The organism is Amycolatopsis saalfeldensis (genome assembly GCF_900110575.1).
Taxonomy (GTDB): Bacteria; Actinomycetota; Actinomycetes; order Mycobacteriales; family Pseudonocardiaceae; genus Amycolatopsis; species Amycolatopsis saalfeldensis.
Genome location: NZ_FOEF01000006.1, coordinates 377,380 through 403,727, shown reverse-complemented (window position 1 = coordinate 403,727; position 26,348 = coordinate 377,380). Strand labels below are relative to the sequence as shown.

Below are 26,348 nucleotides of genomic sequence, written 5' to 3'. Positions count from 1 at the left end.
CGCGATCTTCGCCGGGGCGGATCGGTGAAGGGCATGATCGACAGGTCATCACTTCGGAGGACGACGGCCGCCACCGGTTGTGTTCTCATGGGGTCGTGCCGCTGCGACCCCTCCGCAGGCCGGCCCTGTTCAGGCCCCGGGAGCTGCCCGCGCGGCAGCAGGACGGCCTGATCGCCCTGTTCATCGTCCTGATCGGCCTGGCGATCTACCTCACCGGCATGCACCGGCTGCTGCCCGGCCCCGATCCGTTCGGGCTGTGGGTGCGGCTGCTGGAGCTGGCCGCGCTGGGCGGGCTCGCGTTCCTGCGCCGCTGGGTGCCCGGCGGGCTGCTCCTGGCCACCGGCGTGCTGGTGACCGACCTGGTGCTGGGCCCCTCGCTGCCGGTGGTGGTCGTGTACACCGATTTCCTGTACGCGGCGACGGTGTACGGGACCCGGCGGACGACCCGGGTCCTGATCGGGGTCACGGCGGCGGCCACGCTGAGCGTGCTGGTCGGCGCGGTGGCCGCGTCCGTCGAGTGGCGGATGGCGGTGCTCGCCTCGCTCGGCATCCTGCCGTTCCTCCTGGTCCCGGTGTGGTGGGGCGCGAACGTCCGCCAGCACCGCGACGCCGCCGCGACCGAGCGCGCCCACGCCGCGCAGCTGTCCAAGATCGCCGAGCTCGACCAGCGCGCCGCGGTGGCCGAGGAGCGGGCCCGGATGGCGCGCGACCTGCACGACGTGATCGCCGGGCACCTGTCCGCGATCGCGCTCCAGTCGGAGGCCGCGCTGTCCATGGCGGACGACCCGAAGATGTCCCGCGCCGTGCTGGAAGCCGTGCGGGAGAACAGTGTCAGCGCGCTGGAGGAGATGCGCGCGATGATCGGGCTGCTGCGCGCCGCGTCCGGGACCGGCGGGCCGGACTACGAGACCACCGCCCCGGCTCGGCTGGCCGAGCTGTCGCGGCTCGTGGAGTCCGCGCGCGCCACCGGCATGGAGGTGACGGTGGACTCCACAGTGGACACCGGCGCCGGGCTGCCCGCCGCCGTCGACCTCACCGCGTACCGGATCGCCCAGGAGGCGCTCACCAACGCGGTCAAGCACGCCCCGGGCGGACGGGTGCTGGTGCAGCTGCGCCGCGAGGGCGGTTTACTGACCGTGGAAGTCGGCAACGAGCTGAGGACCGCGGCGGCGCGCACCGGCGGGACCGGGAACGGGCTGGCGAGCATGGCCGAACGGGCGAGGGCGGTCGGCGGCACGCTGAGCGCGGGCCCGTCCGGGCCGGGCTGGCTGGTCCGGGCGGAGCTGCCACTGGCGGAGGGACGGACGTGACGGTCAAGGTGCTGGTGGCCGACGACCACGGCGCGATCCGGGCCGGGCTGATGCTGATCCTGGGCAACGCCGAGGGGATCGAGGTGGTCGGCGAGGCGGCGGACGGCGCCGCGGCGGTCCGGCAGGCGCGGGCGCTGAAGCCCGACGTCGTGCTGATGGACGTCCGGATGCCCGGCACCGACGGCATCACCGCCACCCGCGAGGTGATCGCCGAAGGACTGGCGGAAGTCCTCGTGCTGACCACCTTCGACCTCGACGAGTACGTGCACGCCGCCCTGCGCGCGGGCGCGGCGGGCTTCCTGCTCAAGTCGGTGGAGGCGCCCCGGCTGATCGAGGCCGTCAAGCTCGTCGCCGCGGGCGAGGGCGTGCTGGCGCCGCAGGTCACGCGCAAGCTGATCACGGCGTTCGCGCGGACCGCGGGCAAGCCGGCCGCCGCCCCGGCGGGGCTCGGTGACCTCACTGACCGCGAGCGGGAGGTGCTGGGCTGCCTCGGCGCCGGCCTGTCCAACGCCCAGATCGCCACCCGCCTGCGCATCGGCGAGACCACGGTGAAAACGCACGTCTCCCGGGTGCTGACCAAGCTCGACCTCCGCTCGCGGGTCCAGGCGGCGATACTGGCGCAGGAGAACGGCCTCACCGCCGAATAGCGCTTTCCCCCTTCGGACCAGCCGATCTGCGCGAGGGCCCGTGAGCTTCTAACGTTCCCCCATGGGTGTGCGGAGAACTTTGGACGTGGACGAGGTCCTCAAGCGGCAGGACTCTGGCGAGCTGAAGCGGCGGCTCCGGGGGCGCGACCTGATCGGGTTCGGCGTCGGGATCATCATCGGCACGGGCATCTTCACCCTGGCGGGCGTGGAGGCAAAAACGCACGCCGGGCCGTCAGTGACGCTGTCGTTCGTGCTCGGCGCGGTCGTCGCGGGGCTCGCGGCGCTGTGCTACGCCGAACTGGCGTCCAGCGTCCCGACGGCCGGCAGTGCTTACACGTACGCGTTCGCCACGCTCGGCGAGGTGTTCGCCTGGATCATCGGCTGGGACCTGCTGCTGGAGTTCGCGCTCGGCGCGGCCGTGGTGTCACGCGGCTGGTCCGGCTACCTGGCGAACCTGCTGGGGCTTTCGCCGGAGTGGTTCGGCGAAGACGCGAAAGTGAACGTCGGCGCCGTGGTCATCATCGCCGTGCTGACCGTTGTCGCGGTGATGGGGATCAAGGAGTCGGCCTGGCTGACGAACCTGCTCGTGGTGGTGAAGGTCGCGGTGTGCGTGCTGATCCTGGCGGTCGGCGTGTTCTTCATCAAGGGCGCCAACCTGACGCCGTTCATCCCGCCGTCGCAGCCCGCGGCCGAGGGCGCCAGCGCGCTGCACCAGCCGGTGATCCAGGCCGCGCTGGGGCTGGAGCAGAGCCTGTACGGCGTCGCGGGCATGGTCACCGCCGCGGCCGTGGTCTTCTTCGCCTACACCGGTTTCGAGGCGCTGGCCAACCTCGGCGAGGAGACGATCAACCCGCGCAAGGACCTCCGCGTCGGCATCCTCGGCGCGCTCGCCGTGTGCGCGGTGCTCTACATCGGCGTCTCGATCGTGCTGACCGGCATGATCCCCTACACCGACATCAACACCGGAGCCCCGCTCGCGGACGCCTTCGACCGCGTCGGCCAGCACTGGGTGGGCGCGCTGATCTCGCTCGGCGCCGTGACCGGCCTGACCTCGGTGATGATGGTGGAGCTGGTGACCATCGGCCGGATCGGCTACGCGATGGGCCGCGACGGGCTGCTGCCCAAGGCGATCGGCACCGCGCACCCGCGCTGGGGCACCCCGCACCGGATGACCATCGCCGGCGCGGTCCTGATCGCCGTGCTGGCGGCGTTCGTCCCGATCTCCGCGCTGGCCGACATGGTCAGCATCGGCGCGCTGTCGGCGATGATCATCGTCGCGGTGGCGGTGCCCCTGCTGCGGCGGCGCCGGCCGGACCTGAAACGGCCGTTCACCGTGCCGTTCTCGCCGGTGGTGCCGATCATCGCGGCGGTGGCGTGCTTCTACCTGATGCTGAACCTCGACGTGCTAACCTGGATCCGCTTCGCCGCCTGGCTGGTGCTGGGCCTGCTGATCTACTTCTTCTACGGCCGCAAGCACTCCCGGCTGGCCCCGGGCAACGCGAAGAGCGAGTGACACGGGCCGTGGCGGGCCCGCGATCGGGGCCCGTCACGGCATCCGCGGCACCAGGCCCGCCGCGAGCACGGCCCGCTCCAGCAGGGGCGCGTGCTCCGCATCGGCGACCAGCAGCAGCGTCCCCGGCTCCTCTCGCAGTGCCGCGGTAACCCACTCCAGCGGCTGCTCGTGGATCCCGTTGTCCCCCAACGCCGGGTAAGTGTCCACAACGGACAGCAGGGTGCCCTCCGCCCCGATCCGGACCCCCGCGACGAGCACGTGGTGCCCGCCCTCCGGCCGCCAGCGGTTGGTCCACAGTGGAGGGACGCCGGTGTCGAGGTAGTCGAGCAGCGCCCGTTCCGGCGTGTCGGGGGCGCCCAGCTCGGCCGCGTCCACCCGGGCGATCACCGCCACCCGCGGCAGGTCCCACAGGGCTGCCAGCAGGTCGAACAGCGCGGTGGCGGTCCACTCCCCCGTCGCCGGGACCACGCGCAGGCGGCCCGCCGAGAGCGTCTCGACGGCTGAAGCCAGGCCCACCGCCGAGGTGCCCGCCCTCGCGCCGCCGAACGGGATGCGCAGGCGGAAGTCCGCGCGTCCCTGCTCGCCCGGTGGCGGTCCGCCCGGACGCCGCACGGTGCCCGCCGCGACGGCGACCTCGTCCTGGTCCGCCACCGCGATCCCCGCGGCACGCAGGGCGGCGAGCGCCGTGAACGCCGCGGCCAGCCCGTCCTTCTGCGGCAGCTCGGCCCTCGCTTCGGCGGCCAGCCGCGCGCCGCCGGGCAGCCAGTGCACACGGGACAGACCGGTGTGGTCACCGTCGACGCGAGAGGACATCAGGCTCAGTACCGCCACCGGTGCGCGGCGACGATTTCTTCGGTGCTGCGCTCGGCCGCCCACGCCGCGTCGGACGCGCGCACCGCGCGGAACGCCCCGAGCAGCTCGTCGCCGAGAGCACCCGAAACCCGGGGCGACGCCAGCAAAGCCGCGTCCTGCTCCGCCGGGCTCGCGGGCAGCGGCGCCACCCCGCGGGTCTCGCGCTCGCCCTCGGTCCAGCCGCCCGGGTCCGCTCCGATCGGCTCGGGCAGACCCGCGTCGTCCTCGATCCCGGCCATCCCGGCGGCGAGCACGACGGCCAGCGCCAGGTACGGGTTCGCCGACGCGTCGGACGTCTTCAGCTCGACGTTCGCGTGGTCCGGCCCGAGCAGCTTCGAACCCGGTACGTACCGCAGTGGCGCTTCGCGGTTCTCGACGCCCCAGAACGCATACGCACCAGCGAAAAAACCCGGCCGCAGCCGCAACGTCGACGGCACACTCGGCGCCGTGACCGCGGTCAGGGCGGGCAGGTCCCGCAGCAGCCCGCCGAGGTACGCGGCCCCTTCGCCGGTCGGCAAACCCTGACCGGACAACAGGTTCCGGCCCCGGCGCCGCACCGAGGTGTGCAGGTGCCAGCCGTTGCCGGCCGCGCCGAGGCCGACCAGCGGCGCGAAGCTCACCGCCAGCCCGTGGGCGTGGGCGGCGGCGTGGATCGTCTGGCGGGCGAGCAGCTGGTCGTCGGCCGCGGCCAGCGGGTCGGTGGCGGCCAGCGACAGCTCCAGCTGCGCGACGCCGTACTCGGCGTGCAGCTGGCCGATCTCGAGGCCGTTGGCGGCGAAGTCGTTCAGCAGCGCGGTGACGAAGCCGTCCAGCCCGACCAGCGCGTGCGGGCTGTACGCCGGCCCGGGGTGCCCGGGCTCGGAGCGGCGGCCGGCCGGCGCGACGGTGAACTCCAGCTCGTACCCCGCCCGGAATTCCAGCCCGCGCCGCCCGGCCTCCGCGAGCTGGCGCTCGAGCACAGTGCGCTGGCAGTACGGCCACGGCGAGCCGTCCGCGGCGAGCTGGCGGGCCGGCGCCCAGGCGAGCGCGGGCTGCCCGGCCAGCCGCCGGATCCGCTCGACCACCGGCACCAGCCGGATGTCGCCCGAGGGCGTCGCGAGGCCCGAATGGCCGTACGTGATGGCGTCGTGGCTGTCGAAGACGGCGAACAGCGAGGTCGCGCCCACCCCTCGCGCGGCGGCCCCGGCGAGCCCGCCGATCGGCACGATGCGCGAGCGCGGGATGCCGTTGTTGTCGGCCCAGGCCAGGTGGACGCCGGCCACCCCGGCCGCGGCCAGCTCCTTGGCCACCGCGGACGCCGCCTTGGTCATCGCCACCTCCCGGGACGGGGCCAGTATCCCCGGTCGGCGCGGTCCGGGCCATCCACGCCCGGGCTGCGGTCCCGGAGCAAAGTCCCGGAGCCGCCGCGGAACAGCGTCCCGGGGCCGTGGCGGAGCAGAACCGGGCTGCGGCGCAGGGCCGCGCGATCCGCTCAGCCCGGCGGCACCACGGCCTTGTCCCGGCTGCGCACCGCGACCCCGGCGACCACCGCGAGGGTGCCCAGCGCCTCGGGCAGGCTCGGCACCTGGGCCAGCGCCACGAAGCCGATCACCCCGGCCGTCACCGGCAGAAGGGCGAGCAGCACGGCGAAGCGGGCCTGGCCGACGCGGCGCAGCACCAGCTGGTCGAGCGCGTACGGCACCACCGTCGAGAGCACCCCTACACCGGTTCCGAGCAAGAGCAGACGTGGCGAAGACCACACTTCTCCCGTGCCGAGGGCCAAGGGGGACAACAGGACCGTCGCCGCAGCGAAGCCGATCGCGAGGCTGTCCAGGCCGTTGCCGCCCACGGCGACGCGTTTGCCGAGGACGATGTAGCCCGCCCAGGCGGCCGCCGCGCCGAGGGCGAGCAGCACGCCCGGCGCACTGCCTTCGAGCCGGACGTCGGCGATCGCGACCACCCCGGCGACCACCAGCGCCAGCGCGGCGAAGTCCCGGCGCGAGCGGGACCCGAACGCCGCGACGACCACGGGCCCGGCGAACTCCAGCGCCACCACGGTGCCCAGCGGCAGGCGCGCGATGGCCTCGTAGAAGGCCACGTTCATCACCGCCGTGACCACCCCGAACGCGACGGCCAGCAGCAGCCGCGCGCCCCGCCACGCGGCCCGCGGCGGACGCCGCCAGGCGAGCAGCACCACGGCCGCCCCCAGGCACCGCAGCCATGCCACCCCGGCGGGCGTCGAGTGCCCGAAAAGGCCGACCGCGATGGCCGCTCCGGCATACATCGAGATTCCGCTGAGAACGAACAAGATCGGTGCCGGAATGGTGCCGGCCCGGCCGGCGACACGTGTTGAACCCACCCCCGCATAGTGCCTGACCTCGAAAAACAGCGGCTCGCGGGTGGTCTGGTCCTCAGGATCGAGACGCCATTACGACAACCGGGGTAATTCGGCGTGACACAGGTCCCACCGGTGCGGGAACACTTGCGGGCCGCCAAACGTCTGCAAGAGTGGAAGCACGAACACCACGGAGCCGGAGGCGATCCCGCCGAAGGCATCAGTGCCGGAGTGGGCGTAGCTGGATCGAGGTACCGGGCAACCGGTACCGGGACGGAGGGAGACCCCCATGACATCACCCACGCTCACCCGCCCCGAATTGACCGCCGTCGACCGATGCGACCGGTGCGGGGCCGCGGCACAAGTACGAGCCGTGCTCAGTTCCGGAGGAGAGCTGCTCTTCTGCGGGCACCACGCCCACGAGCACGAGGCCAAGCTCAAGGAGCTGGCCGCGGAGATCCAGAAGTAAGGGGTCCCCAAGGAACTCGACCGGAAGCGGCAGGCGCCCGATGCGCCTGCCGCTTCCGGCGTTCCGGGGTCTTTTCGGTCGAGCTGCCGAGCCGTTGAGCTGCCGAGCCTCAGACCGTGTCCAGCACCACTTCGAAGGCGACCTCGGCGGCGCCCAGCAGCTTCACGTCGGCGCCGAGGGCCGAGCTGACGATCCGGGTGCCGCCGACCGCGCGGCTGACCAGGCTGCGCCGGCGGACCTCGGCGGCGATCGGCTGCAGCACCGACTCCGGCAGCACCGTGAGCAGGTCGCCCAGCACGACCAGCTGCGGGCCCAGCAGGTTCACCACGTTGACCAGGCCGAGGGTCAGCCACTCGGCGAACTCCGCGAGCCGGGACGCGGCCTCCTCCGGGTTGCGGGACAGCTCCCGCAGCTCGAACAGGATGGCGCCGCGCGGGGTCTCCTCCGGCAGGCCCAGCGCCCGGCACAGCGCGGCCTCACCGATCTCGGTCTCCCAGCAGCCGCTGCTGCCGCAATAACAGGCCCGCCCGCCGGGGCGGATGACCATGTGGCCGATCTCCCCGACGTAGCCCGCGCCGCCGCGCAGCGACGAGCCCTGAGCGATCACGCCGCCGCCGACACCCACGTCGGCGGAGACGTACACCGCGTCGGACGAGCCGCGGGCCGCGCCGCGCAAGTGTTCCGCCACGGCACCGAGTTCCGCGTCGTTGCCGACGAGGATCGGGATCCGCAGCACGCTGGACAGCCGTTCGCCCAGGGCGACGTCGGTCCAGCGCAGGTTGGGCGCCTCGTGGACGTAGCCGTCGGCGCGCCGCACGACCCCGGGCACGGAGACCCCCGCCGCCACGGGCTCGACCCCGAGGTCGCCGGCCAGCACCGCCGCCGACTCGATCACGTGCGTGATCACCTCGTCCGCGGTGCGCGTCCGGCCGTGCAGGTTCCAGCTGTTGCGGCCGAGGATCTGGCCGCCCAGCCCCACCAGCGCGATCGCCACGTGCTCGACCTGGAGGTCGACCGCGAGCACCACCGCCGCGTGCGGCTGGGGCAGGACCAGGAGCGAGGGGCGGCCCGCCCCCCGTCCCGGCCTCGGCACCCGCTCCTCGACGACGCCCGCTTCCGCGAGCCCGTCGACGAGCGTTTTGATCGTGCTGCGGTTGAGCCCCAGCGCGGTGGCCAGCATCGCCCGGGTGCTCGGCCCGCTGACGTGCAGCAGGCGGAGCAGGGTCGTGCGGTTGTGCCGGCGCACCTCATCGGGTCGTGCGACGGGTGAGCTGCTCACCGGCTGAATCGTCCCATCACGCGTCAGCGTGCCGACGCGGCCGCTCGGCGCCGCGAAAGCGCGTCCACCGAGGCCGCGAGCATCAGGACCAGGCCGGTGACGATGTTGACCACCGCCGAGGACTGCTGGAGCAGGCCGAGCCCGTTGGTCACGATCGCCAGCACGGTCCCGCCGATCACCGCGTCGATCATCCGGCCCTTGCCGCCGAACAGCGAGGTACCGCCGATGACCGCGGCGCCCACCGCGAACAGCAGCGTGTTGAGGCCACCGGACTGCGGGTTGACCGCGCCGATCTTCGACGAGTAGACGATCGCGCCGATCGCGGCGAAGGTCGAGCTGATCACGAACACGCTGGTGCGCAGCTTCGGCACGTTGATGCCGGCGCGGCGCGCCGCCTCCTTGTTGCCGCCGACCGCGTAGATGTGCCGGCCGTAGCGGGTCCGGTTGAGCACGTAGGTGCCCGCGACCAGCAGCACCAGCACGATCGGGACCACGTACGGGACGCCCTCGATCACCACGAGGTTGCTCGACGAGCGGTTGACCGACAGCAGCGCGGTCGACACCGCCGCGAGCACCGCGACCACGCCGACCTTGAACAGCACGATCGGGGTCGGCTGGACCACGAGGCCGCGCTTGCGGCGGGAGAAGTGCTGGCCGAGCGCGACGAGCGCGTAACCGCCGGCCCCGATGATGAACAGGATCCAGCTGCCCGCGACCGAGAGGTTGCCGTTCGCCACCGCGTTCAGCGTGTCGCTGGTGCTGATCGGCAGCGTGCCGCCCTCGCCGATGAACTGCAGGATCACGCCCTGCCAGACGATGAACAGCGCCAGCGTCACGACGAAGGACGGCATGCCGATCTTCGACACCAGGAAGCCGGTGATGCAGCCGATCGCGGTGCCGACGCAGATCGCGATCAGCATCTCCAGCCACGCGTTCACCGGCACGCCGATCGCGATCACGACGATGCCGAGCGCCGCGATCACCGCGCCCGCCCAGATGCGCTGCAGCACGGCCAGCACGACCGCGATCCCGAGCACCACCAGGAAGGTGATGAACACGCCCGTGCCCATCGAGCCCAGCAGGTTGCCGTTCTTGACGTAGTGCAAGGCCATCAGCGAGGCGCACAGGCCGGACGCGGTGCCGGCGGAGAGGTCGATCTCGCCCAGCAGCAGCACGAACACGATGCCCATGGCGATGATGGTCTGGCCCGCGCCCTGCGCGAGCAGGTTCGCGATGTTCCGCAGCGTGAAGAAGTCGCCCGACAGGGCGCTGAACAGGATCGCCAGCACGATCACGCCGAGCACGGCCGGGATCGAGCCGAGCTGGCCGTCCTTCATCCGCGCGAAGTAGTCCTTGATCGCCTCGCCCGTGGACATCGACGTGGTGTCGATGCCGAAGTCGGCGATCGCGTTCGCCGAGGCGTCCGGCTGCGCGGGCTTGGCAGGGGTCTCAGTCATGTCCGGTTCTTTCTCGTTGCTCACAGCGCGACGGCTTCGGGGCGGGCCAGGCCGAGGTCGCCCGAACGGCCCGCGGTGATGAGTTCGACGACCTGGCCGTGGGTGACGTCCTTGGTCTGCACCTCCGCCACCAGGCGGCCCAGGTACAGCACGTCGATGCGGTCGGCGACCTCGAACACGTCGGCCATGTTGTGGCTGATCAGCACCACGCCGAGGCCTTGCTCGGCCAGGCGGCGGACCAGGTCCAGCACCTGCCGGGTCTGCGCGACGCCGAGCGCGGCGGTCGGCTCGTCCAGGATCACGACCTTGCTGTTCCACAGCACCGACTTCGCGATCGCGACGGTCTGGCGCTGGCCGCCCGACAGCGAGGAGACGGGGGTGCGCACGGACTTCACGGTGCGCACCGAGAGGGAGGCCAGCGTTTCACGCGCGGCCTTCTCCATGCTGGCCTCGTCGAGCAGCCAGCGGCTGCCGCGCTCGCGGCCGAGGAACATGTTCTGCACGATGTCGAGGTTGTCGGCCAGCGCGAGGTCCTGGTAGACGACCTCGATGCCGAGTTCGCCCGCGTCCTTGGGGCTGTGGATGTGGACCGGCTCGCCGTTGAACAGCACGGTGCCCGTGTCGTAGGGGTGGATGCCGGCGACGCACTTGACGAGGGTCGACTTGCCGGCGCCGTTGTCACCGACCAGCGCGGTCACCTCGCCCGCCCGCACGGCGAAGTCCACGTCGTGCAGGACGTGGACCGGGCCGAAGCTCTTGTTCAGGCCTTTGATGTCGAGAATGGGCTCGCTCATGGGATTCGCATATCTCTCGCGTGGGTACCGGGCCGGGATGCGTCGTCGGGGTACGCATCCCGGCCCGGCGGTATGGGTTGTGCTACTCAGTCAGCTCAGGAGATGCCGTACTGGGTGCACTTGGCGGCGAGGTCGCCGGTGCAGATCTCCGACGCCTTGACGTAGCCCTGGGTGACGACGTCCTTGACGTTGTTGATGGTGATCAGCTGCGGGGTCAGCAGGACCGACTTGAGGTCGCGGTTGTTCTTCGGGTCGTGCAGCGTGCCCGTGGCGATCTTGTCGGCGGCGGCCGTGTCGTTCTTCGCCAGCGCGGCGGCCAGCTTCGCGGTGTTCTCCGCCTCTTCCTTGATCGGCTTGAAGATCGTCAGCGTCTGGTCGCCCCGCAGGATGGCCTGCAGGCCGGCCGCGGTGGAGTCCTGGCCGGTGACCGGGACCTTGCCGTTGAGGCCGTTCTTCTTGAGCACGGTGATGACCGCGCCGGCGAGCTCGTCGTTCGCCGCCACGACACCGTCGACCTTGCCGCCGGCACCGGTGAAGATCTGCTCGAAGGTGGTGCCGCCGAGCGCCGCGTCCCAGTCGTTGATGGCCTGCTTGCGGACCAGGCTCATGGCGCCCGAGGCGTACAGCGGCTTGAGGATCTTGTCGTGGCCGTCGCCGAACAGGGTGGCGTTGTTGTCCGTCGGCGCGCCCTCGATCTGCACGATGGCGGGCTTCGGCTTGCCCTTCAGCGCGTCGACCAGGCCCTGGGCCTGGAGCTCACCGACCTTCTCGTTGTCGAACGAGACGTAGTAGCCGGCCGAGCCGCCGAGGCTCGGGCGGTCGTAGTCGATGACCGGGATGCCCGCGTTCTTCGCCTTGGTCTCGATGGCCGCGCCGACCGCCGGGTCGGACGGGGCGATGATCAGGACCTTGACGCCCTGGCTGATGAAGCCGTCGGCCAGGGTCGAGAACTTCTGGTTGTCACCCTGGGCGTTCTGGATGTCCGCCGAGAAGCCCTGGGCCGAGAGCGCGGCCTGGAGCATCGGCTTGTCGAACGCTTCCCAGCGGGCGGAGGTGGCGGTCTCCGGGAGGATCACGCCGACCTTGCCGTTGGCGCCGCCGCCCGCCGGAGCGGAGGCCGCCGAGGAGCTGTTCCCAGAGCCCCCGGAGTTGGAGTTGGCACCGCAAGCGGTGAGCACCAGGCCGGCGCTCACCGTGGCGGCAAGGAGGGTAAGGGTTCTGCTGCGCATCCTCGTTCCTTCCGGATCATGCTCGCGGGCGGTGAATCCGGGGACCCGGCGCACCGACGCGCATATGTTGTGGCCGACAACATATGCCGCTGAGCAGCTTCGCGGAAGATAGCTGGATCGATTAAATGACACCAATTGGACACGGTTCGGCAACATGCCCCGACGACCGTCCGGAAAGAGTAAATCCCCTGACGGAGTGATCGCCAGTACACACTCAGCGTGACCGTCGATCGTGGCGCCGGCAGAACACACGCAGTGATCATGAAGCCCGGCACCGAGGCTCGCCCGGCCGGCTCAGCCCGACGCCCCTCAAGCAGGGCCGGGCAGAGTGGACCTACCAGGAACGGAGCGTGACGATCCGTTCCTCGAGCTGCTCCATGGTCGCCATGGCGGTGGGCGGGCCGCCGCACACCCTGCGTAGCTCGTTGTGGATCGCGCCGTGGGGCTTCTTGGTGCGGTGGTGGTACATGCCGACCAGCGCGTTCAGCTCCTTGCGCAGGGTGCCGATCCGCTCGCTCACCGACTGCGGCCGCGCGGGGGCGGCGGGCTGCTCGTCCTTGGGCTTGCGGCGCTTCTCGTCGGAGAGCTGCTCCTCCTGCCGCTTGCGCAGCAGGGCGCGGACCTGGTCCGGCTCCAGCAGGCCGGGCAGGCCGAGGTACTCCTGCTCCTCGTCGGAGCCGGAGAAGACGGCGGTCCCGAACGAGTTGCCGTCGTAGATCACCTGATCGAGTTCGGCCGACGCGCCGAGGGAGGTGAACGCCTTCTCCTCCTCGCCCGGCTCGTCCTCGGTCCGGTTGGCCTGGGCGAGCAGCTCGTCGTCCCAGCCCTCCTGCTCGCGGTGCGGCTTGCCGAGCACGTGGTCGCGCTGGGCTTCCAGCTCGCTCGCCAGCTCCAGCAGCACCGGGACGCTGGGCAGGAAGACACTCGCCGTCTCACCGGGCTTGCGGGCCCGCACGTAACGGCCGATGGCCTGGGCGAAGAACAGCGGGGTCGACGCGCTGGTGGCGTACACCCCGACGGCCAGCCGCGGCACGTCGACGCCTTCGGAGACCATCCGGACCGCGACCAGCCAGCGGTCGTTCGAGTCGGAGAACTCCTTGATCCGCCCGGACGCCTTGGGGTCGTCCGAGAGCACCACGGTCGGCGTCTGCCCGGACATCCGCTCCAGGATCTTCGCGTACGCGCGGGCCGACTCCTGGTCGGTGGCGATGACCAGGCCGCCCGCGTCCGGGATGCCCTGCGCGCGCAGCTGGGACAGGCGGGTGTCGGCCGCCTGGAGCACCGAGGGCACCCACTCGCCCGCCGGGTCCAGCGCCGTGCGCCAGGCCCGCGCGTTCTGCTCCGCGGTGAGCGGCTCGCCGAGGCGCGCGGTGAACTCCTCCCCCGCGCTGGTGCGCCAGGAGGCCTCGCCGGAGTAGGCGAGGAAGACCACGGGCCGGACCACGCCGTCGGCCAGCGCTTCGGCGTAACCGTAGGAGTGGTCGGCCTTGCTGCGCTGGAAGCCGCCCTCGTCGGGCTCGTAGGTGACGAACGGGATCGCCGAATCGTCGCTGCGGAACGGCGTGCCGGTCAGCGCCAGCCGGCGCACCGCGGGCGTGAACGACTCGCGCACCGCGTCGCCCCACGACTTGGCATCGCCGCCGTGGTGGATCTCGTCGAGGATGACCAGCGTCTTGCGGTTCTCCGTGCGGACCCGGTGCAGCGTGGGGTGCGCGGCGATCTGCGCGTACGTGACCGCGACGCCCTGGTAGTCCGACGACGTGACGCCGGTGGTGTTGCGGAAGTTGGAGTCGATCGCGATCCCGGCCGCCGCGGCCGAAGCGGCCCACTGGTGCTTCAGGTGCTCGGTCGGGGTGACGATCGTGACGGCCTCGATGGTGCGGTCCGACAGCAGCTCGGCCGCGATCCGCAGGCCGAACACCGTCTTGCCCGCGCCCGGCGTCGCGACCGCCAGGAAGTCCTTCGGCCGCTTGGTCAGGTACTTGGTCAGCGCCCGGCGCTGCCAGGCCCGCAGCGGGCGGGCGGTGGAGTCCTGGTCGGCGGGCGGCGCCCCGAGGACCCGCTCGGTCGTGTCGGACAAACTCGGCTCACCCCCTGCTCGGACAACACGGATAACTCGGATGCCACCGATGCCGCGGCCTTCGGCCGTGACGTGCGGCTGTGACATGCAAGAACCCCCACTGTGGTACCGGCTTCGACGCCGGCGACTGCGGTGAGGGCACTCCCGTGAGCTTACCTTCCGGGTGCCCCGGCGCGGGGCACCGCCACGGCGGAACCCACCCGGCGTTCACCCGACACGCCCGCGAATACCACCGGTGACGAGCCAAATTCGCGCGAATGGACCATGCTGGGACCCACCATGAACGAGGTGAAACCGGACGCCGGGGCGGCGACCGCGGAGAAGACGGCGCGCAAGGGGCCGTGGCGCCTCATCACGCGCACCTTCGCCAAGGCCTGGGACGGCAACATCTTCTCCGAAGCCGCCGAAGCCGCGTTCTGGCAGACGCTGTCGCTGCCGCCGCTGCTGCTCGGGCTGCTGGGCAGCCTCGGCTTCGTCGGCGAGTGGTTCGGCCAGGACGTGGTCACCGCCGCGCACGACCGGATCATCACCTTCTGCCGCACCATTTTCAGCGCCAACGCGGTGCAGGAGATCATCGAGCCGACGGTGAACAGCATCCTCACCGTCGGCAAGGGCGAGATCGTCTCGGTGGGCTTCCTGATCTCGCTGTGGGCGGGCTCGTCGGCGATGTCCTCGTTCGTGGACGCGATCACCGTCGCGCACGACCAGTACGGCGTGCGCAACGAGGTGTGGCAGCGGATCTTCGCGCTGCTGCTGTACCTGTGCGGGCTGGTGATCCTGGTGATCGGGCTGCCGCTGCTGGCGATCGGGCCGGACCTGCTGCCGGAGTTCTTCCCGGCGAACTGGCGCCCGACGGTCAGCGACTGGGTCGGCACGCTCTACTTCCCGGTGCTGGGCGTGATGATCGTGCTGGCGCTGACCACGCTGTACAAGCTCGCCCTGCCGCGGCGGCTGCCCTGGCACCGCGGGCTGCCGGGCGCGGGGCTGGCGATGGTGGTCTTCCTGCTCTCCAGCGTCGGGCTGCGCATCTACCTGAACTGGATCACGAAGACCGGCTACACCTACGGCGCGCTCGCCGCGCCGATCGCGTTCCTGCTGCTGATGTTCTTCATCGGGCTCGCGGTGGTGGGCGGCGCGTACTTCAACAGCGCCATCCAGGAGCTGTGGCCGGCGCGCGCGACCCGCCGCCAGCGCCGGCGCTGGCGCCGCCTGGAGATGGAGCGGGCGAACGAGCGGCTGCGCACCGAGGAGGGCCGCAAGCTCTGGGACCGCACCACGATTCCGTTGCGGCGGCCCAAACATCACGAGGTGGAGGAGTCACGCTCCCCCGCGCCGGACGAGGCGCCCGAGGACGTCGTCGAACCGGCCGCCGAAAAGGACGACACGCGAACCTGACCCCCAGCACTGCTCGTGAGTGTTCGTGACGGTGAGAACCGTCACGAACACTCACGAGCGGTCACTGGTGGAAGCGCCAGGTCTTGCTGTCGAAGGCGATGCAGACGCTCGGGGACATCACGACGACGCGCAGGGTGTTGTCACGCTCGTCGAAGTCGATGCCCTCGACCTCGAAGTTCCCGCTGCAGCCGCTTTCCAGCGGCAGCTGGCCCAGCGACGTCACGTGCCCGGTCACGTCGGAGCCGGACACCGGGGCGGCCAGGTCCACCTGCAGCAGCGGCTTGGTGGTGCCGAACAGGCTGCCGTCCGGGTCGTCGGAGGAGCACATCAGCCGGGTGTCGCTGACGAAGTCGCAGCCCTGGACGTCGCGGACCTGGTGGTCGAGCCGGATGGCCGAGGCGTAGGGCAGGTTCTGGCCCGGGTCGGTGAACGCGACGCCGGGCATCGGGTGCACCAGGAGCCGGTCCATGGTGCCGAACTCGCCGGCCACCATCCAGCGCGCGTCGGGCGAGACGGCGGCGAACGAGTTGTTGTTCGCCTCCCACGATTCGAGGTTGTGCTTGTAGTCGGTCCAGGTGCCGTCCGGGGCCTGGACGCGGAAGAGCTTCGCGCCGCGGTCGTCACGCTGGTAGGGCTCGACGTACCAGCCCTGCGCCGAACCGGGGTCGCCGACGTGGTTCCAGCCCTGCGCGGCGAGGTCGGCGGGCACGGTGCCGATGCCGGTGTAGCGGATGGTGGTGCCCGAGGGCCGGACGATGGTCGCCAGCCCCTGGCTCTCGTCGAGCGGGCGCGCGTTGTCGGACCCGACGGTCGTCCACCCGGTGACGGCGCCGGCCATCCCGGGCACCGCGGCGGCGAGCAGGACGACTAGGGCGAGGACGATCCCGGTTCTGCGCATGCGAACTCCGTCCGGAGGGGGGAAGTGACCGGATCGCAGATCTACCAGTTCTTCCCCGGCCGCACAGCCACCGGGTGAAGGATTTTCATCTTTGTTCGCATTACGCTTCCCCCGCGCACCCCGCACGGGGCCGCCGGCGGCAGCGGGCTACTTGTCCTTGCCCGGGCGGAGGCCCTTGTAGATCTCCTCGCAGGCCGGGCAGACCGGGGAGCCCGGCTTGGCGGACCGGGTGACCGGGAAGACCTCGCCGCAGAGGGCCACCACGTGCGTGCCCATGACCGCGCTTTCGGCGATCTTGTTCTTGCGCACGTAGTGGAACATCTTGGGGGTGTCGTCGTCGGTCGACTCGGAACTGTCGGTCTCCGGCTTCGTCAGCGTCTCGGTGCTCACCCGTCCATCATGCCTCAGCGGCGGGAGTGCCGGAATCACCGGTCGCGGCACTATCGTCGGCGGCGTGGACCGAAGCTGGCTTTCCGCCTTCACCGCACTCGACGGCGACGCCCGGGTGGCCCGCGACGCGTGGTCGTACCTCGAGTGGCAGTACGGCGAGCCGCACCGGCGCTACCACGGCCTGGCCCACGCGGCGGCGGTCGCGCGCGATTCCGCGCCGCTGGCCCGTGACCTGTCCGTTCCGGAGCGCGCGGTGGTGACCGTCGCCGCCTGGGCGCACGACGTCGTGTACGACGCGGTGTCCGGCGAAGACGAGCGCCGCAGCGCCGCCTGGCTACGCCATTGGCTGACGCGCGCGGGCGTCGCCGAGCCGCACGTCGCCCGGGCCGAGGGGCTCGTGCTCGCCACCGCGGGACACCAGGCGCCCGACGACGACGAAGCCGCCACCGCCCTGCTCGACGCCGACCTCGCCGTCCTCGGCGCAGCGCCCGCCGAGTACGACGCGTACGCGGTCGCCGTCCGCGAGGAGTACGCGAGGTACGACGACACGTCCTGGGCCGTCGGCCGCGCCGCCGTCCTGGAGAACCTGCTGGCCCACGCCCCGCTGTACCGCAGCGAAGCCGCTCGGTCACGCTGGGAAGCGGCCGCGCGGCGCAATCTGGCGGCCGAGCTGACCCGCTGGCGCTCGCCCGGCGGGGATCACAGATGATGTCCGTCCGTGACTACGCAACTGTCCCTCCACCCGGAGGTCGCCTCGGCGCTGCGTGACGGCCACCCCGTCGTCGCCCTCGAGAGCACGATCCTGTCGCACGGCCTGCCGCCCGGCCGCAACCTCGACGTCGCCCACCGCCTCGAACAGGTCGTGCGCGAGGGCGGCGCGGTCCCGGCCACCATCGCCGTGCTGGACGGCCGCCCGGTGATCGGCCTGTCGCCGGCCGAACTCGAGCGGGTCTGCGCGCCCGGCGCCGGACTGGACAAGCTTTCGCTGCGGGACCTCGGCCCCGCGGTCGGGCTCGGCCGCTCGGGCGCGACCACGGTGGCCGGCACGTCGGCGCTCGCGGCCGCGGCCGGCATAGGCGTGTTCGCCACCGGCGGGCTCGGCGGCGTGCACCTCGGCGCGGCGCTTTCCTGGGACGTCTCGGCCGACCTCGGCGTGCTGGCCAAGGTGCCGACGGTGGTCGTCTGCTCCGGGGTGAAGTCGGTGCTGGACATCGCCGCGACGCTGGAGGTGCTGGAGACGAACTCGGTGCCGGTGCTCGGTTACCGCACCGACGAGTTCCCGGCGTTCTACCTGCGCTCCTCGGGTCACCCGGTCGGCTGGCGCGTGGACGACGCGAAGCAGGCTGCCGCCGTGATCGCCGCGCACCGCGCGTACGCCCCGTCCGGCGTGCTGCTCACGAATCCGATCCCGGAACAGTCCGAAATGGACAAGGCACTGCACGACCGGCTGCTCGAAGAGGGGCTGAACCTGTTGCGGGACAACAACGTCCACGGTTCGGACGTGACCCCGGTGCTGCTGGAGCACTTCCACACCGCGAGCGGCGGCGCGAGCATCGACGCGAACGAAGCGCTGGTGCTGTCCAACGCGAAGCTCGCCGCCGAGGTCGCGGTGGCGCTGTCGTGACCGGGATCGTGGTGGTCGGCGACGCCGGCCTGGACGTGGTCGCCCGGCACGACGAGGCGCTCCCCCACGGCGGCGACGCGCGTGCCGAGATCCGCTTCACCGGCGGCGGCGCGGGCGCGAACACCGCGCTGTGGCTGCGATCCCTGGGCGCGGCGACCACACTCGTCGCGCGCATCGGCGACGACTCCGGCGGCCGGCTGATCCGCGCCGAGCTGGAGGCCACCGGGGTGCGCTGCGCGTTCGCCGTCGACCCCGAGGCGGCGACCTGCTGCGTCGTGGTGATGGTGGACGGCACCGGCCAGCGCAGCATGCTCGCCGACCGCGGCGCGAACAAACGCTTCCAGCCCGGCGACGTCACGCCCGAGGCGCTCGCCGGATCGGGCCACCTGCACCTGTCCGGTTACGTGCTGCTGGACCCGTCCTCACGCCCGGCCGGGCTGGCCGCGCTGGCGGCGGCGAAGAAGGCCGGGCTGAGCACTTCCGTGGACCCGCAGGCGGCCGCGCACATCCACGACGCCGGGGCGTTCCTCGACGACGTCCGCGGCACGGACCTGCTGATGCCGAACACCGAAGAACTGGTGGCACTGACCGGATCCGCGGATCCCGAGTCGGCGAAGGAGCTGCTCGGGCACGTCGGCGCCGTGGTGGTCACCGCGGGGCTCGAAGGCGCGAGCTGGGTCGACGAACACGGCGTGACCACCGTGCCCGCGATCGAGGCCGACTGCGTCGACTCCACCGGCGCGGGCGACGCGTTCGACGCGGGCGTGCTCACCACCTGGCTCGCCGGGAAGTCCACAGTGGACGTACTGCGGGCCGGCACCCGGCTGGGCGCGCTGGCCGTCAGCCGGGTCGGGCCCCAGCCGTGACCGCTCAGCCTTCGATGACCGGGTGGTCGCGGTGCTCGATCTGCTTCGCCTCCCGCTGGTAGCGGTTGGCGTCCTCCGACTTGCGCGCCGGGCGGTCGTTGGCGATCAGCACCGCGATCCAGGGCAGCGGCACCGAGATCACCAGGAACGTGATCGCCAGCCACCAGGTGTGGTAGGTCAGCCCGGCCAGCACCAGGCACGGGATGCGGCACAGCATCATGATGATGTACCTGCGCTTGCGCGAGGCCAGCTGATCGTCGTAGGACGGGGCGGCCTCGGTGATCAGCACCGGGGCGGGACGGGGATCCGGGCCGTGGGCGGGCTCGTTCACAGCACCACCTCCGAGGTCCATGCTCCCACTCGCGCGGCTCATTCGACACCCGGGTGGGCCATCCGGGAAAGGGCGGCGACCACCAAGGTCTCCACCCCCGCCCGCAGCGTGGGGTGCAGCACCGGCGCGAACCGCGGCGAGTGGTTCGACGGGATGTCGGACTCGAACCGGCCCTCGGTCATCGCGGTGATCACCTCGACCGGGTCGAAGCCGCCGACCAGCCAGAACACCGAGGGCGCGCCGGCCGCGCGGCCGAACTCGCTGAAGTCCTCGCTGCCGGTGACCAGCGGCGCGGGCATGGTCGTCTCGGGCCCGAAGTGCGCGCGGAACACCTCGGTCAGCTCTCCGGTCACGGCCTCGTCGTTGGCCGTGACCGGGTAGGAGCCGGCCAGCTCGATCTCCGGCGGCTTCGGCGCCCCCGCCGTGACCGCCTCGCCGTGGACGATCCGTTCGATCGCGGCGCGCACGCGCAGCAGCACGGCGTTGTCGAAGGCGCGGGTGTTCACCTCCAGCACCGCGTCGTCGGCGATCACGTTGCCCGTGGTGCCCACGTGCATCGAGCCGACGGTGACCACCGCCGGCTCGGTGGCCGCGGTCTCCCGGGAGACGATCGTCTGCAGCTTCAGCACCACCGAAGCGGCGAGCACGGCCGGGTCGACGGTGGTCTCCGGGCGCGAGCCGTGCCCGCCGCGGCCGTGCAGGGTGACCCGCAGCGAGTCCGACGCCGCCATGATCACGCCCGGCCGGGTCAGCACCCAGCCCGCGGGCCCGGGCACGAGGTGCTGGCCGAACACGAAGTCGGGCTTGCCGGCGAGGTCGAAGACGCCGTCCTGGACCATGCCGGCGGCGCCGTCCCCGCCCTCTTCACCCGGCTGGAACACCGCCAGCAGCGTGCCGGACCAGCTGTCGCGGGCGGCGCTGAGCAGGCTCGCGGCGCCGGAGAGCCAGGTGGCGTGCATGTCGTGGCCGCAGGCGTGCATCACCGGCACATCGCGGCCTTCGGCGTCGGCGCCACGGGCGGTGCTCGCGTACGGCAGGCCGGTCTTCTCCTCGACCGGCAGCGCGTCGATGTCGGCGCGGAGCAGCACGGTGGGCCCCTCGCCGTTGCGCAGCACGCCGACCACGCCGGTGCGGCCGACGCCCGTGTGCACCTCGAACCCGTCGCCGGTCAGCCGCCGCGCCAGCTCGGCGGCGGTGCGCGTCTCGGCGAACGCCAGCTCGGGATGCCGGTGGAGGTCGAGGTAGAGCGCCTCCAAGTCGGGCAGCGCGGCGCCGAGCGGAGCGAGGACACGTTCGTAGGTCACAGCGGCCATCGTGGCAGGCTTACCCACCGTGAGCACGAACACGCCTCTGCCCGACCTGTCCCCGGCCGTCTGCGCGCGGCTGCGCGAGGCCTTCCTCCGCGCCGCCTACGACGCCGACGGCGTGGTCGCCGCGCTCGGCGGCGCGGCGCACTCCGCGCTCGGCCGCGGCGAGCCGGAGCCGGCCCGCCGCGCGAGCCTCGACGCCGGCGACCTCGGCACGTTCATCCGGCTGTTCCTGCTCGGCCTGACCGAGCCCGAAAAGTCGGTCGAAACGGCTTTTGCCCCGCTTTCCGCCGAGGCGGCGGTGGCCGCCGGGGTGCTGAAGGCCGGCCCCGACGGGTTCCAGGCCGCCCTCGACATCCGCCCGCACGGCGACGAGGAAGGCTCCTGGTGGGTGGTGTCGGACCTCGACGCCGACATGCTGGGCCACACCGTGCCCGAGGACCACGTGCTCGGCGTCGGGCACGCCTCGCTGAGCCTGATCCGCGCGACCAGCCGCCGCCCGGTCGGCAGCCTGCTCGACGTCGGCACCGGCAACGGCGTCCAGGCCCTGCACGCCACCCGCCACGCACAGCGGGTCACGGCCACCGACGTCTCCGCGCGGGCGCTGGCGCTGGCCGCGGGCACGTTCCGGCTCAACGAGCTGGACGTGGAGCTGGTGCGCGGCGAGTGGTTCGCGCCGGTCGCGCGGCGGCGGTTCGACCAGGTCGTGTGCAATCCGCCGTTCGTGGTCGGCCCGCCGCGGGTCGACTACACCTACCGCGACTCCGGGCTGGCCGGCGACGACGCCAGCGCGCTCGTCGTGCGCCAGCTGCCGGGCTTCCTCAACGACGGCGGCGTCGGCCAGCTGCTCGCGTCCTGGCTGCACACCGGCCGTGAGGACTGGGCCGACCGCGTCGCGCGCTGGCTGCCCGCGGAGACCGACGCGTGGTTCGTCCAGCGCGACGTCGCCGACCCGGGGCTGTACGTGGGCACCTGGCTGCGAGACGAGGGCATCGACCCGCGCTCGCCCGAAGGCCGCGCGAAAGCCGCCGCGTGGCTGGACTGGTTCACCGAGAACGACGTGCGGGGCATCGGCTTCGGATTTGTCACTTTGCGCCGTGCGGCCGGGAAAACGCCGACCGTGGTGTGCGAAGACCTGCGCCAGGCGTACGACGACCCGCTGGGCCCGGAGGCCGCGAACTGGCTCGACCGCGTGGAGTGGCTTCGCGCCCACGGCGACGAGCTGCTGGACGTCGCGTTCCGGGTGCCGGTAACGGTGCTGCTGGAGCGCGTCGACTCCCCCGGCCCCGAGGGCTGGGAGACGACCGTGCGGCGCCTGCACCGCACCGACGGGCCCGGGTGGCAGCACGAGGTCGACGAGCTCGCCACGCGGCTGCTCGCGGGCTGTCAGGGCGCATTGGCGCTGGAGGACCTGATCGAGCTGCTGGCGGCGGCGCAGGGCCTCGAGCCCGGCGAGCTGGCCGCCGCGGCGCTGCCCGTGGTCCGGGAACTGGTGCGGCACGGGATGCTCGTGCCGGCCGGGCCGCACTGAGACGCTCGTCATGAAAGCCGTCGCGGCCCGCGTCACCCGGGCGAGTGTGACAGTGGACGGAACCGTGATCGGGGCCATCACGGAACCGGGACTGTTGGTGCTGCTGGGAATCCACGCCTCGGACGATCGGGTGAAAGCCGCCACCATGGCGCGCAAGCTCCACGAGCTGCGCATTCTGCGCGACGAGCAGTCGTGCGCCACCGCGGGCGCGCCGCTGCTCGTCGTCTCGCAGTTCACGCTGTACGGCGACACCCGCAAAGGCCGCCGCCCGTCGTGGACCGCGGCGGCCCGCCCGGAAGTGGCCGAACCCCTGGTGGAAGCCATGATCGAGGAGCTGCGGGCGCGCGGCGCGACGGTGGCTACCGGCCGGTTCGGCGCGATGATGGCGGTGGAGAGCGTGAACGACGGCCCGTTCACCGTTCTCGTGGAGGTCTAGACCACATCGCCCGGTCGCCGGGACGGCGTACGGATCCGCGGCCGCATCGGTTCGCCGGAAGCGACGATCCTCACCGGATCTTCACGATTCCCGGGCCACAGCGGGCTTCTCAGGGAAAGCTCAGTTTTGGTGGAGCAACCGCGGGGTCTTTCGCGCCGTCTTCTCTTCAGCAAGCCGGGAACGTTTTGCGCTCCCGGGGCGTTGAGATCGATGTCCAGCCAAGCCGGCTGGGCCCGCGGTCCGGGTTTCCACAGGGCCCGTCACCGCAGGCGCATCACCGGCGAGACACGTTCAGCCCGTGACCGGGGAGGCAGAATGTCAGTCCAGACTCTCGAACGCGAAGCGCGCGGGATTCGCGAGCGCGGGATTCCAACACGGCCCTACGTCGAGGAGCCGCCGGCGGGTGTGGGGACACTCACCGCGGAAGACCTCGACGCCCAGAGCCCGGCCGCCGACCTGGTACGCGTGTACCTCAACGGCATCGGCAAGACCGCGCTGCTCAGCGCGGCCGACGAGGTCGAGCTGGCCAAGCGCATCGAGGCCGGGGTGTTCGCCCAGCACATGGCCGACACCGGCGAGAACCTCACCGCCAAGCGGCGCACGGAGCTGAACGCGCTGGTGCGCGACGGCCACGTGGCCAAGAACCACCTGCTGGAGGCCAACCTCCGCCTGGTGGTCTCGCTGGCGAAGCGCTACACCGGCCGTGGCATGCCGCTGCTCGACCTGATCCAGGAGGGGAACCTGGGCCTGATCCGGGCGGTGGAGAAGTTCGACTACTCCAAGGGGTTCAAGTTCTCGACCTACGCCACCTGGTGGATCCGCCAGGCCATCACCAGGGGAATGGCCGACCAGGGACGCACCATCCGGCTGCCGGTCCACCTGGTCGAGCAGGTCAACAAGCTCGCCCGCATCAAGCGCGACCTGCACCAGCAGCTCGGCCGCGACGCCACGCACGAGGAGCTGGCGGCCGAGTCGGGCATCCCGGCGCACAAGATCTCGGACCTGCTCGACCACTCGCGTGACCCGGTAAGCCTGGACATGCCGGTCGGCACCGAAGAGGACGCCCCGCTGGGCGACTTCATCGAGGACTCCGAGGCCACCGACGCCGAGAGCGCCGTGATCTCCGGCCTGCTCCAGGACGACCTGCGCCGCGTGCTCGCGACGCTCGACGACCGCGAGTCCCAGGTGATCCGCCTGCGCTACGGCCTCGACGACGGCCAGCCGCGGACACTCGACCAGATCGGCAAGCACTTCGGCCTGTCCCGCGAGCGCGTGCGCCAGATCGAGCGTGAGGTCATGTCGAAGCTGCGCCAGGGCGAGCGGGCCGAGCGGCTGCGGGCTTACGCCAGCTGATGCGGGGGTAGGGGCGAGTTGTGCTCGCGGAGAGCGCTCGCCCCAGGCCCCGCATCAGGTGTCCTTTGGGGGTCGAACCCCCAAACCCCCGCCAGGGGGCGAGGCCCCCTGGACCCCCGGCGGTGGTCACCTTCCAGCTGCCGTTGCCTTCTGGCGGCGGTTGGGTTTGAGCGTTAGCCGCGTTGTTTGCACTGGAGATCCCGTGAACGGATGGTCACGGGATCTTCGGCGTTGGCGGGAGGATCAGCGAGTTTGAGGGGTACGGGGAGTGGGTAGGAGGGCCTTGGTGACACCCGTTCGGCCGGATTGACTTATGACCTGCGTCACGACAATGTCGTGACTGGGACGTTCGACTGCCGCCGGTGAACGCCTGGTTTGAGCCACGCGGTGCGGATGTGTGCGCATCCGTCCGCTTTCCCCGGGAGGTCGGGTCCGTCGGGGTGGGCCCGGCCTCCCGAACCAAACCTCGTTTTCCCGGGATTTCCCCTTGGCCGGTCGGCTTTTTCCGGCTGCGTTCGTGCGCTGGGACACACTGGCCCTCGGGCGTGAGCCGGTGGTGCGGGGGCGCTGAGTACCGTGGTCGGATTCCGATCAGGGGCAAAGGAGCCTGGCTGTGCCGTCCACCACGTTTCAGCACACCGAAGTCCTGCCGCTCGGCAAGGACACCACCACCGAGTACCGGCTGGTCACCGCGGACGGCGTCGAGGTCGTCGAGGCCGCGGGGCGCGAGTTCCTGCTGGTCGACCCGGCCGCGCTGACCACGCTCGCGCGCACGGCCATCACCGACATCCAGCACTTGTTGCGCACGTCACACCTGGCCCAGCTGCGGGCCATCGTCGACGACCCCGAGGCCAGCGGCAACGACCGGTTCGTCGCGATGGACCTGCTGCGCAACGCCGCCATTTCGGCCGGCGGCGTGCTGCCCATGTGCCAGGACACCGGCACGGCGATCGTCATCGGGAAGCGCTCCGAGGGCGTGCTCACCGGCGGCGACGACGAGCGCGCGCTGTCGCAGGGCATCTTCGACGCCTACCAGCAGCTGAACCTGCGTTATTCGCAGATGGCGCCGGTCAACTTCTGGGACGAGCGCAACACCGGCACCAATCTGCCCGCGCAGGTCGAGCTGTACCACAAAGACGGTGGTGGCGACCCCGCGTACGAGTTCCTGTTCATGGCCAAGGGCGGCGGCAGCGCGAACAAGACGTTCCTGTTCCAGGAGACCAAGGCCGTGCTGAACCCGAAGCGGCTCGCGCGGTTCCTGGACGAGAAGCTGCGCGGGCTCGGCACCGCGGCGTGCCCGCCGTACCACCTGGCGATCGTCGTCGGCGGCATGTCGGCGGAGTTCAACCTGAAGGTCGCGAAGCTCGCCTCGGCGCGCTACCTCGACACGCTGCCGCAGGAAGGCTCGGAGCTGGGCCACGCGTTCCGCGATCCGGGCCTGGAGCAGCAGGTGCTGGAGATGACGCGCCAGTTCGGCATCGGCGCGCAGTTCGGCGGCAAGTACTTCTGCCACGACGTGCGGGTGATCCGGCTGCCGCGCCACGGCGCGTCCTGCCCGGTCGGCATCGCGGTGTCCTGCTCGGCCGACCGTCAGGCCAAGGCCAAGATCACCGCCGACGGGGTGTTCATCGAGCAGCTCGAGCGCGACCCGGCGCGGTTCCTGCCGGAGGTCACCGAGGACGACCTGTCCGAGGAGGTCGTGACCGTCGACCTGAACCGGCCGATGGCGCAGATCCGCGAGCAGCTCTCGCAGCTGCCGGTGAAAACCCGCCTTTCGCTGACCGGGCCGCTGGTGGTGGCGCGCGACATCGCGCACGCGAAGATCGCCGAGCGCCTCGACGCGGGTGAGGAGATGCCGCAGTACCTGCGTGACCACCCGGTGTACTACGCGGGCCCGGCGAAGACGCCCGAGGGCTACGCGTCCGGTTCGTTCGGCCCGACCACGGCCGGGCGGATGGACTCCTACGTCGAGCAGTTCCAGGCCGCCGGCGGCTCGCTGGTGATGCTGGCCAAGGGCAACCGCTCGAAGCAGGTCACCGCCGCGTGCCAGGCGCACGGCGGCTTCTACCTCGGCTCGATCGGCGGCCCCGCCGCCCGGCTGGCCAAGGACTGCATCAAGCAGGTCGACGTGCTCGAGTACGCCGAGCTGGGCATGGAAGCCGTGTGGAAGATCGAGGTCGAGGACTTCCCCGCCTTCATCGTCATCGACGACAAGGGCAACGACTTCTTCGCCGCCACCAGCGAACCGGTGCTGCAGATCAGTTTCCACTGAC

The 26,348-nt window shown here is 71.7% G+C and carries 24 protein-coding genes; 12 read left to right on the top strand and 12 right to left on the bottom strand.

Annotated features, from left to right (window positions below; genetic code table 11):
* The first annotated feature begins 101 nt into the window (after positions 1-101).
* The 3 genes from BMY97_RS17380 (at position 102) to BMY97_RS17370 (ending at position 3,470) form a co-directional block, all read left to right on the top strand.
* Complete coding sequence (locus tag BMY97_RS17380) at positions 102-1,310, top strand: sensor histidine kinase (protein WP_425425288.1); 1,209 nt, start codon at positions 102-104, stop codon at positions 1,308-1,310.
* Positions 1,307-1,957 (top strand): response regulator, encoded by a 651-nt coding sequence (locus tag BMY97_RS17375; protein ID WP_091617872.1) that lies wholly within the window; start codon positions 1,307-1,309, stop codon positions 1,955-1,957. Before BMY97_RS17380 ends, BMY97_RS17375 begins: the two co-directional genes overlap by 4 nt.
* A 61-nt stretch (positions 1,958-2,018) precedes the next feature.
* Entirely contained in the window at positions 2,019-3,470 is a 1,452-nt protein-coding gene (locus tag BMY97_RS17370; protein WP_245787355.1) for an APC family permease, read from the top strand.
* Positions 3,471-3,503: 33 nt separating this feature from the next.
* On the opposite strand, the gene BMY97_RS17365 is transcribed toward BMY97_RS17370, so the two are convergent.
* The 3 genes from BMY97_RS17365 to BMY97_RS17355 form a co-directional block, all read right to left on the bottom strand.
* Positions 3,504-4,283 (bottom strand): DUF6885 family protein, encoded by a 780-nt coding sequence (locus BMY97_RS17365; RefSeq protein ID WP_091617938.1) that lies wholly within the window; start codon positions 4,281-4,283, stop codon positions 3,504-3,506.
* A 5-nt stretch (positions 4,284-4,288) separates the two neighbouring features.
* Complete coding sequence (locus BMY97_RS17360) at positions 4,289-5,632, bottom strand: type I glutamate--ammonia ligase (RefSeq protein WP_177231386.1); 1,344 nt, start codon at positions 5,630-5,632, stop codon at positions 4,289-4,291.
* Positions 5,633-5,793: 161 nt separating this feature from the next.
* On the bottom strand, positions 5,794-6,585 hold the full coding sequence (locus BMY97_RS17355) for an EamA family transporter (RefSeq protein ID WP_091617870.1): 792 nt from the start codon (positions 6,583-6,585) through the stop codon (positions 5,794-5,796).
* Positions 6,586-6,925: 340 nt separating this feature from the next.
* On the opposite strand from BMY97_RS17355, the gene BMY97_RS17350 reads away from it, so the two are divergent.
* Positions 6,926-7,105: a DUF7455 domain-containing protein gene (locus BMY97_RS17350; RefSeq protein WP_091617869.1), complete on the top strand. Its 180-nt coding sequence runs from the start codon at positions 6,926-6,928 to the stop codon at positions 7,103-7,105.
* A gap of 109 nt (positions 7,106-7,214) precedes the next feature.
* Here BMY97_RS17350 and BMY97_RS17345 read toward each other — a convergent pair whose 3' ends face one another.
* From BMY97_RS17345 to BMY97_RS17325, 5 genes are all read right to left on the bottom strand, one after another.
* Positions 7,215-8,384 carry an ROK family transcriptional regulator gene (locus BMY97_RS17345; protein ID WP_177231385.1) on the bottom strand — a complete coding sequence of 390 codons (1,170 nt, stop codon included), beginning with the start codon at positions 8,382-8,384 and terminating at the stop codon, positions 7,215-7,217.
* Between the two features lie 23 nt (positions 8,385-8,407).
* Positions 8,408-9,841: a sugar ABC transporter permease gene (locus tag BMY97_RS17340; protein ID WP_091617937.1), complete on the bottom strand. Its 1,434-nt coding sequence runs from the start codon at positions 9,839-9,841 to the stop codon at positions 8,408-8,410.
* Positions 9,842-9,861: 20 nt separating this feature from the next.
* Positions 9,862-10,635, bottom strand: coding sequence for an ATP-binding cassette domain-containing protein (locus tag BMY97_RS17335; RefSeq protein WP_091617867.1), 774 nt, complete (start codon positions 10,633-10,635; stop codon positions 9,862-9,864).
* 95 nt (positions 10,636-10,730) lie between these two features.
* Positions 10,731-11,864 carry a sugar ABC transporter substrate-binding protein gene (locus BMY97_RS17330; RefSeq protein ID WP_091617866.1) on the bottom strand — a complete coding sequence of 378 codons (1,134 nt, stop codon included), beginning with the start codon at positions 11,862-11,864 and terminating at the stop codon, positions 10,731-10,733.
* 334 nt (positions 11,865-12,198) lie between these two features.
* Entirely contained in the window at positions 12,199-13,944 is a 1,746-nt protein-coding gene (locus BMY97_RS17325) for a DEAD/DEAH box helicase (RefSeq protein WP_091617865.1), read from the bottom strand.
* A gap of 279 nt (positions 13,945-14,223) precedes the next feature.
* Between BMY97_RS17325 and BMY97_RS17320 the strand changes: the two genes are divergently transcribed.
* A complete protein-coding gene (locus BMY97_RS17320) occupies positions 14,224-15,339 on the top strand; it encodes a YihY/virulence factor BrkB family protein (RefSeq protein ID WP_245787354.1) in 1,116 nt (371 codons plus the stop codon).
* A 61-nt stretch (positions 15,340-15,400) separates the two neighbouring features.
* Here the strand turns inward: BMY97_RS17320 and BMY97_RS17315 are convergent, their stop codons facing one another.
* Together BMY97_RS17315 and BMY97_RS17310 are read right to left on the bottom strand one after the other, a co-directional pair.
* Positions 15,401-16,237, bottom strand: a complete 837-nt coding sequence (locus BMY97_RS17315; protein ID WP_091617864.1) for a hypothetical protein — start codon at positions 16,235-16,237, stop codon at positions 15,401-15,403.
* Between the two features lie 147 nt (positions 16,238-16,384).
* Positions 16,385-16,627, bottom strand: a complete 243-nt coding sequence (locus BMY97_RS17310; protein ID WP_091617863.1) for a DUF3039 domain-containing protein — start codon at positions 16,625-16,627, stop codon at positions 16,385-16,387.
* 64 nt (positions 16,628-16,691) lie between these two features.
* Here BMY97_RS17310 and BMY97_RS17305 point away from each other — a divergent pair, with 64 nt between their 5' ends.
* Genes BMY97_RS17305 through BMY97_RS17295 form a run of 3 tightly spaced genes read left to right on the top strand, consistent with a single transcriptional unit; the run spans position 16,692 to position 19,117 of the window.
* Complete coding sequence (locus BMY97_RS17305; RefSeq protein WP_245787353.1) at positions 16,692-17,336, top strand: HD domain-containing protein; 645 nt, start codon at positions 16,692-16,694, stop codon at positions 17,334-17,336.
* A gap of 9 nt (positions 17,337-17,345) precedes the next feature.
* Positions 17,346-18,251: a pseudouridine-5'-phosphate glycosidase gene (locus tag BMY97_RS17300; protein ID WP_091617862.1), complete on the top strand. Its 906-nt coding sequence runs from the start codon at positions 17,346-17,348 to the stop codon at positions 18,249-18,251.
* Positions 18,248-19,117, top strand: a complete 870-nt coding sequence (locus BMY97_RS17295; RefSeq protein ID WP_177231384.1) for a carbohydrate kinase family protein — start codon at positions 18,248-18,250, stop codon at positions 19,115-19,117. The genes BMY97_RS17300 and BMY97_RS17295 overlap by 4 nt, the downstream gene beginning before the upstream one ends.
* A 4-nt stretch (positions 19,118-19,121) precedes the next feature.
* Here the strand turns inward: BMY97_RS17295 and BMY97_RS17290 are convergent, their stop codons facing one another.
* A complete protein-coding gene (locus tag BMY97_RS17290; protein ID WP_091617861.1) occupies positions 19,122-19,469 on the bottom strand; it encodes a DUF3099 domain-containing protein in 348 nt (115 codons plus the stop codon).
* Positions 19,470-19,486: 17 nt separating this feature from the next.
* Positions 19,487-20,752, bottom strand: a complete 1,266-nt coding sequence (locus BMY97_RS17285; protein ID WP_091617860.1) for an amidohydrolase — start codon at positions 20,750-20,752, stop codon at positions 19,487-19,489.
* Between the two features lie 28 nt (positions 20,753-20,780).
* Between BMY97_RS17285 and BMY97_RS17280 the strand changes: the two genes are divergently transcribed.
* From BMY97_RS17280 to BMY97_RS17265, 4 genes are all read left to right on the top strand, one after another.
* Positions 20,781-22,286 (top strand): DUF7782 domain-containing protein, encoded by a 1,506-nt coding sequence (locus BMY97_RS17280; protein ID WP_177231383.1) that lies wholly within the window; start codon positions 20,781-20,783, stop codon positions 22,284-22,286.
* Between the two features lie 10 nt (positions 22,287-22,296).
* Positions 22,297-22,722: a D-aminoacyl-tRNA deacylase gene (gene dtd / locus BMY97_RS17275; RefSeq protein ID WP_091617859.1), complete on the top strand. Its 426-nt coding sequence runs from the start codon at positions 22,297-22,299 to the stop codon at positions 22,720-22,722.
* Between the two features lie 315 nt (positions 22,723-23,037).
* The gene (locus BMY97_RS17270) at positions 23,038-24,075 is read left to right on the top strand and encodes a sigma-70 family RNA polymerase sigma factor (protein ID WP_091617858.1); all 1,038 of its coding nucleotides are present in this window, start codon (positions 23,038-23,040) and stop codon (positions 24,073-24,075) included.
* 613 nt (positions 24,076-24,688) lie between these two features.
* On the top strand, positions 24,689-26,347 hold the full coding sequence (locus BMY97_RS17265; RefSeq protein WP_091617857.1) for a fumarate hydratase: 1,659 nt from the start codon (positions 24,689-24,691) through the stop codon (positions 26,345-26,347).
* Position 26,348 lies beyond the last annotated feature (1 nt).

Excerpts from the sequence above, each read along its gene's own strand:
- BMY97_RS17335 (WP_091617867.1), bottom strand. The coding sequence starts at position 10,635 with ATGAGCGAGCCCATTCTCGACATCAAAGGCCTGAACAAGAGCTTCGGC.
- BMY97_RS17290 (WP_091617861.1), bottom strand. The coding sequence starts at position 19,469 with ATGGACCTCGGAGGTGGTGCTGTGAACGAGCCCGCCCACGGCCCGGAT.
- BMY97_RS17355 (WP_091617870.1), bottom strand. The coding sequence starts at position 6,585 with ATGTATGCCGGAGCGGCCATCGCGGTCGGCCTTTTCGGGCACTCGACG.
- BMY97_RS17315 (WP_091617864.1), bottom strand. The coding sequence starts at position 16,237 with ATGCGCAGAACCGGGATCGTCCTCGCCCTAGTCGTCCTGCTCGCCGCC.
- BMY97_RS17320 (WP_245787354.1), top strand. The coding sequence starts at position 14,224 with ATGAACGAGGTGAAACCGGACGCCGGGGCGGCGACCGCGGAGAAGACG.
- BMY97_RS17360 (WP_177231386.1), bottom strand. The coding sequence starts at position 5,632 with ATGACCAAGGCGGCGTCCGCGGTGGCCAAGGAGCTGGCCGCGGCCGGG.
- BMY97_RS17365 (WP_091617938.1), bottom strand. The coding sequence starts at position 4,283 with ATGTCCTCTCGCGTCGACGGTGACCACACCGGTCTGTCCCGTGTGCAC.
- BMY97_RS17350 (WP_091617869.1), top strand. The coding sequence starts at position 6,926 with ATGACATCACCCACGCTCACCCGCCCCGAATTGACCGCCGTCGACCGA.
- BMY97_RS17370 (WP_245787355.1), top strand. The coding sequence starts at position 2,019 with ATGGGTGTGCGGAGAACTTTGGACGTGGACGAGGTCCTCAAGCGGCAG.
- BMY97_RS17340 (WP_091617937.1), bottom strand. The coding sequence starts at position 9,841 with ATGACTGAGACCCCTGCCAAGCCCGCGCAGCCGGACGCCTCGGCGAAC.
- BMY97_RS17270 (WP_091617858.1), top strand. The coding sequence starts at position 23,038 with ATGTCAGTCCAGACTCTCGAACGCGAAGCGCGCGGGATTCGCGAGCGC.
- dtd (WP_091617859.1), top strand. The coding sequence starts at position 22,297 with ATGAAAGCCGTCGCGGCCCGCGTCACCCGGGCGAGTGTGACAGTGGAC.
- BMY97_RS17330 (WP_091617866.1), bottom strand. The coding sequence starts at position 11,864 with ATGCGCAGCAGAACCCTTACCCTCCTTGCCGCCACGGTGAGCGCCGGC.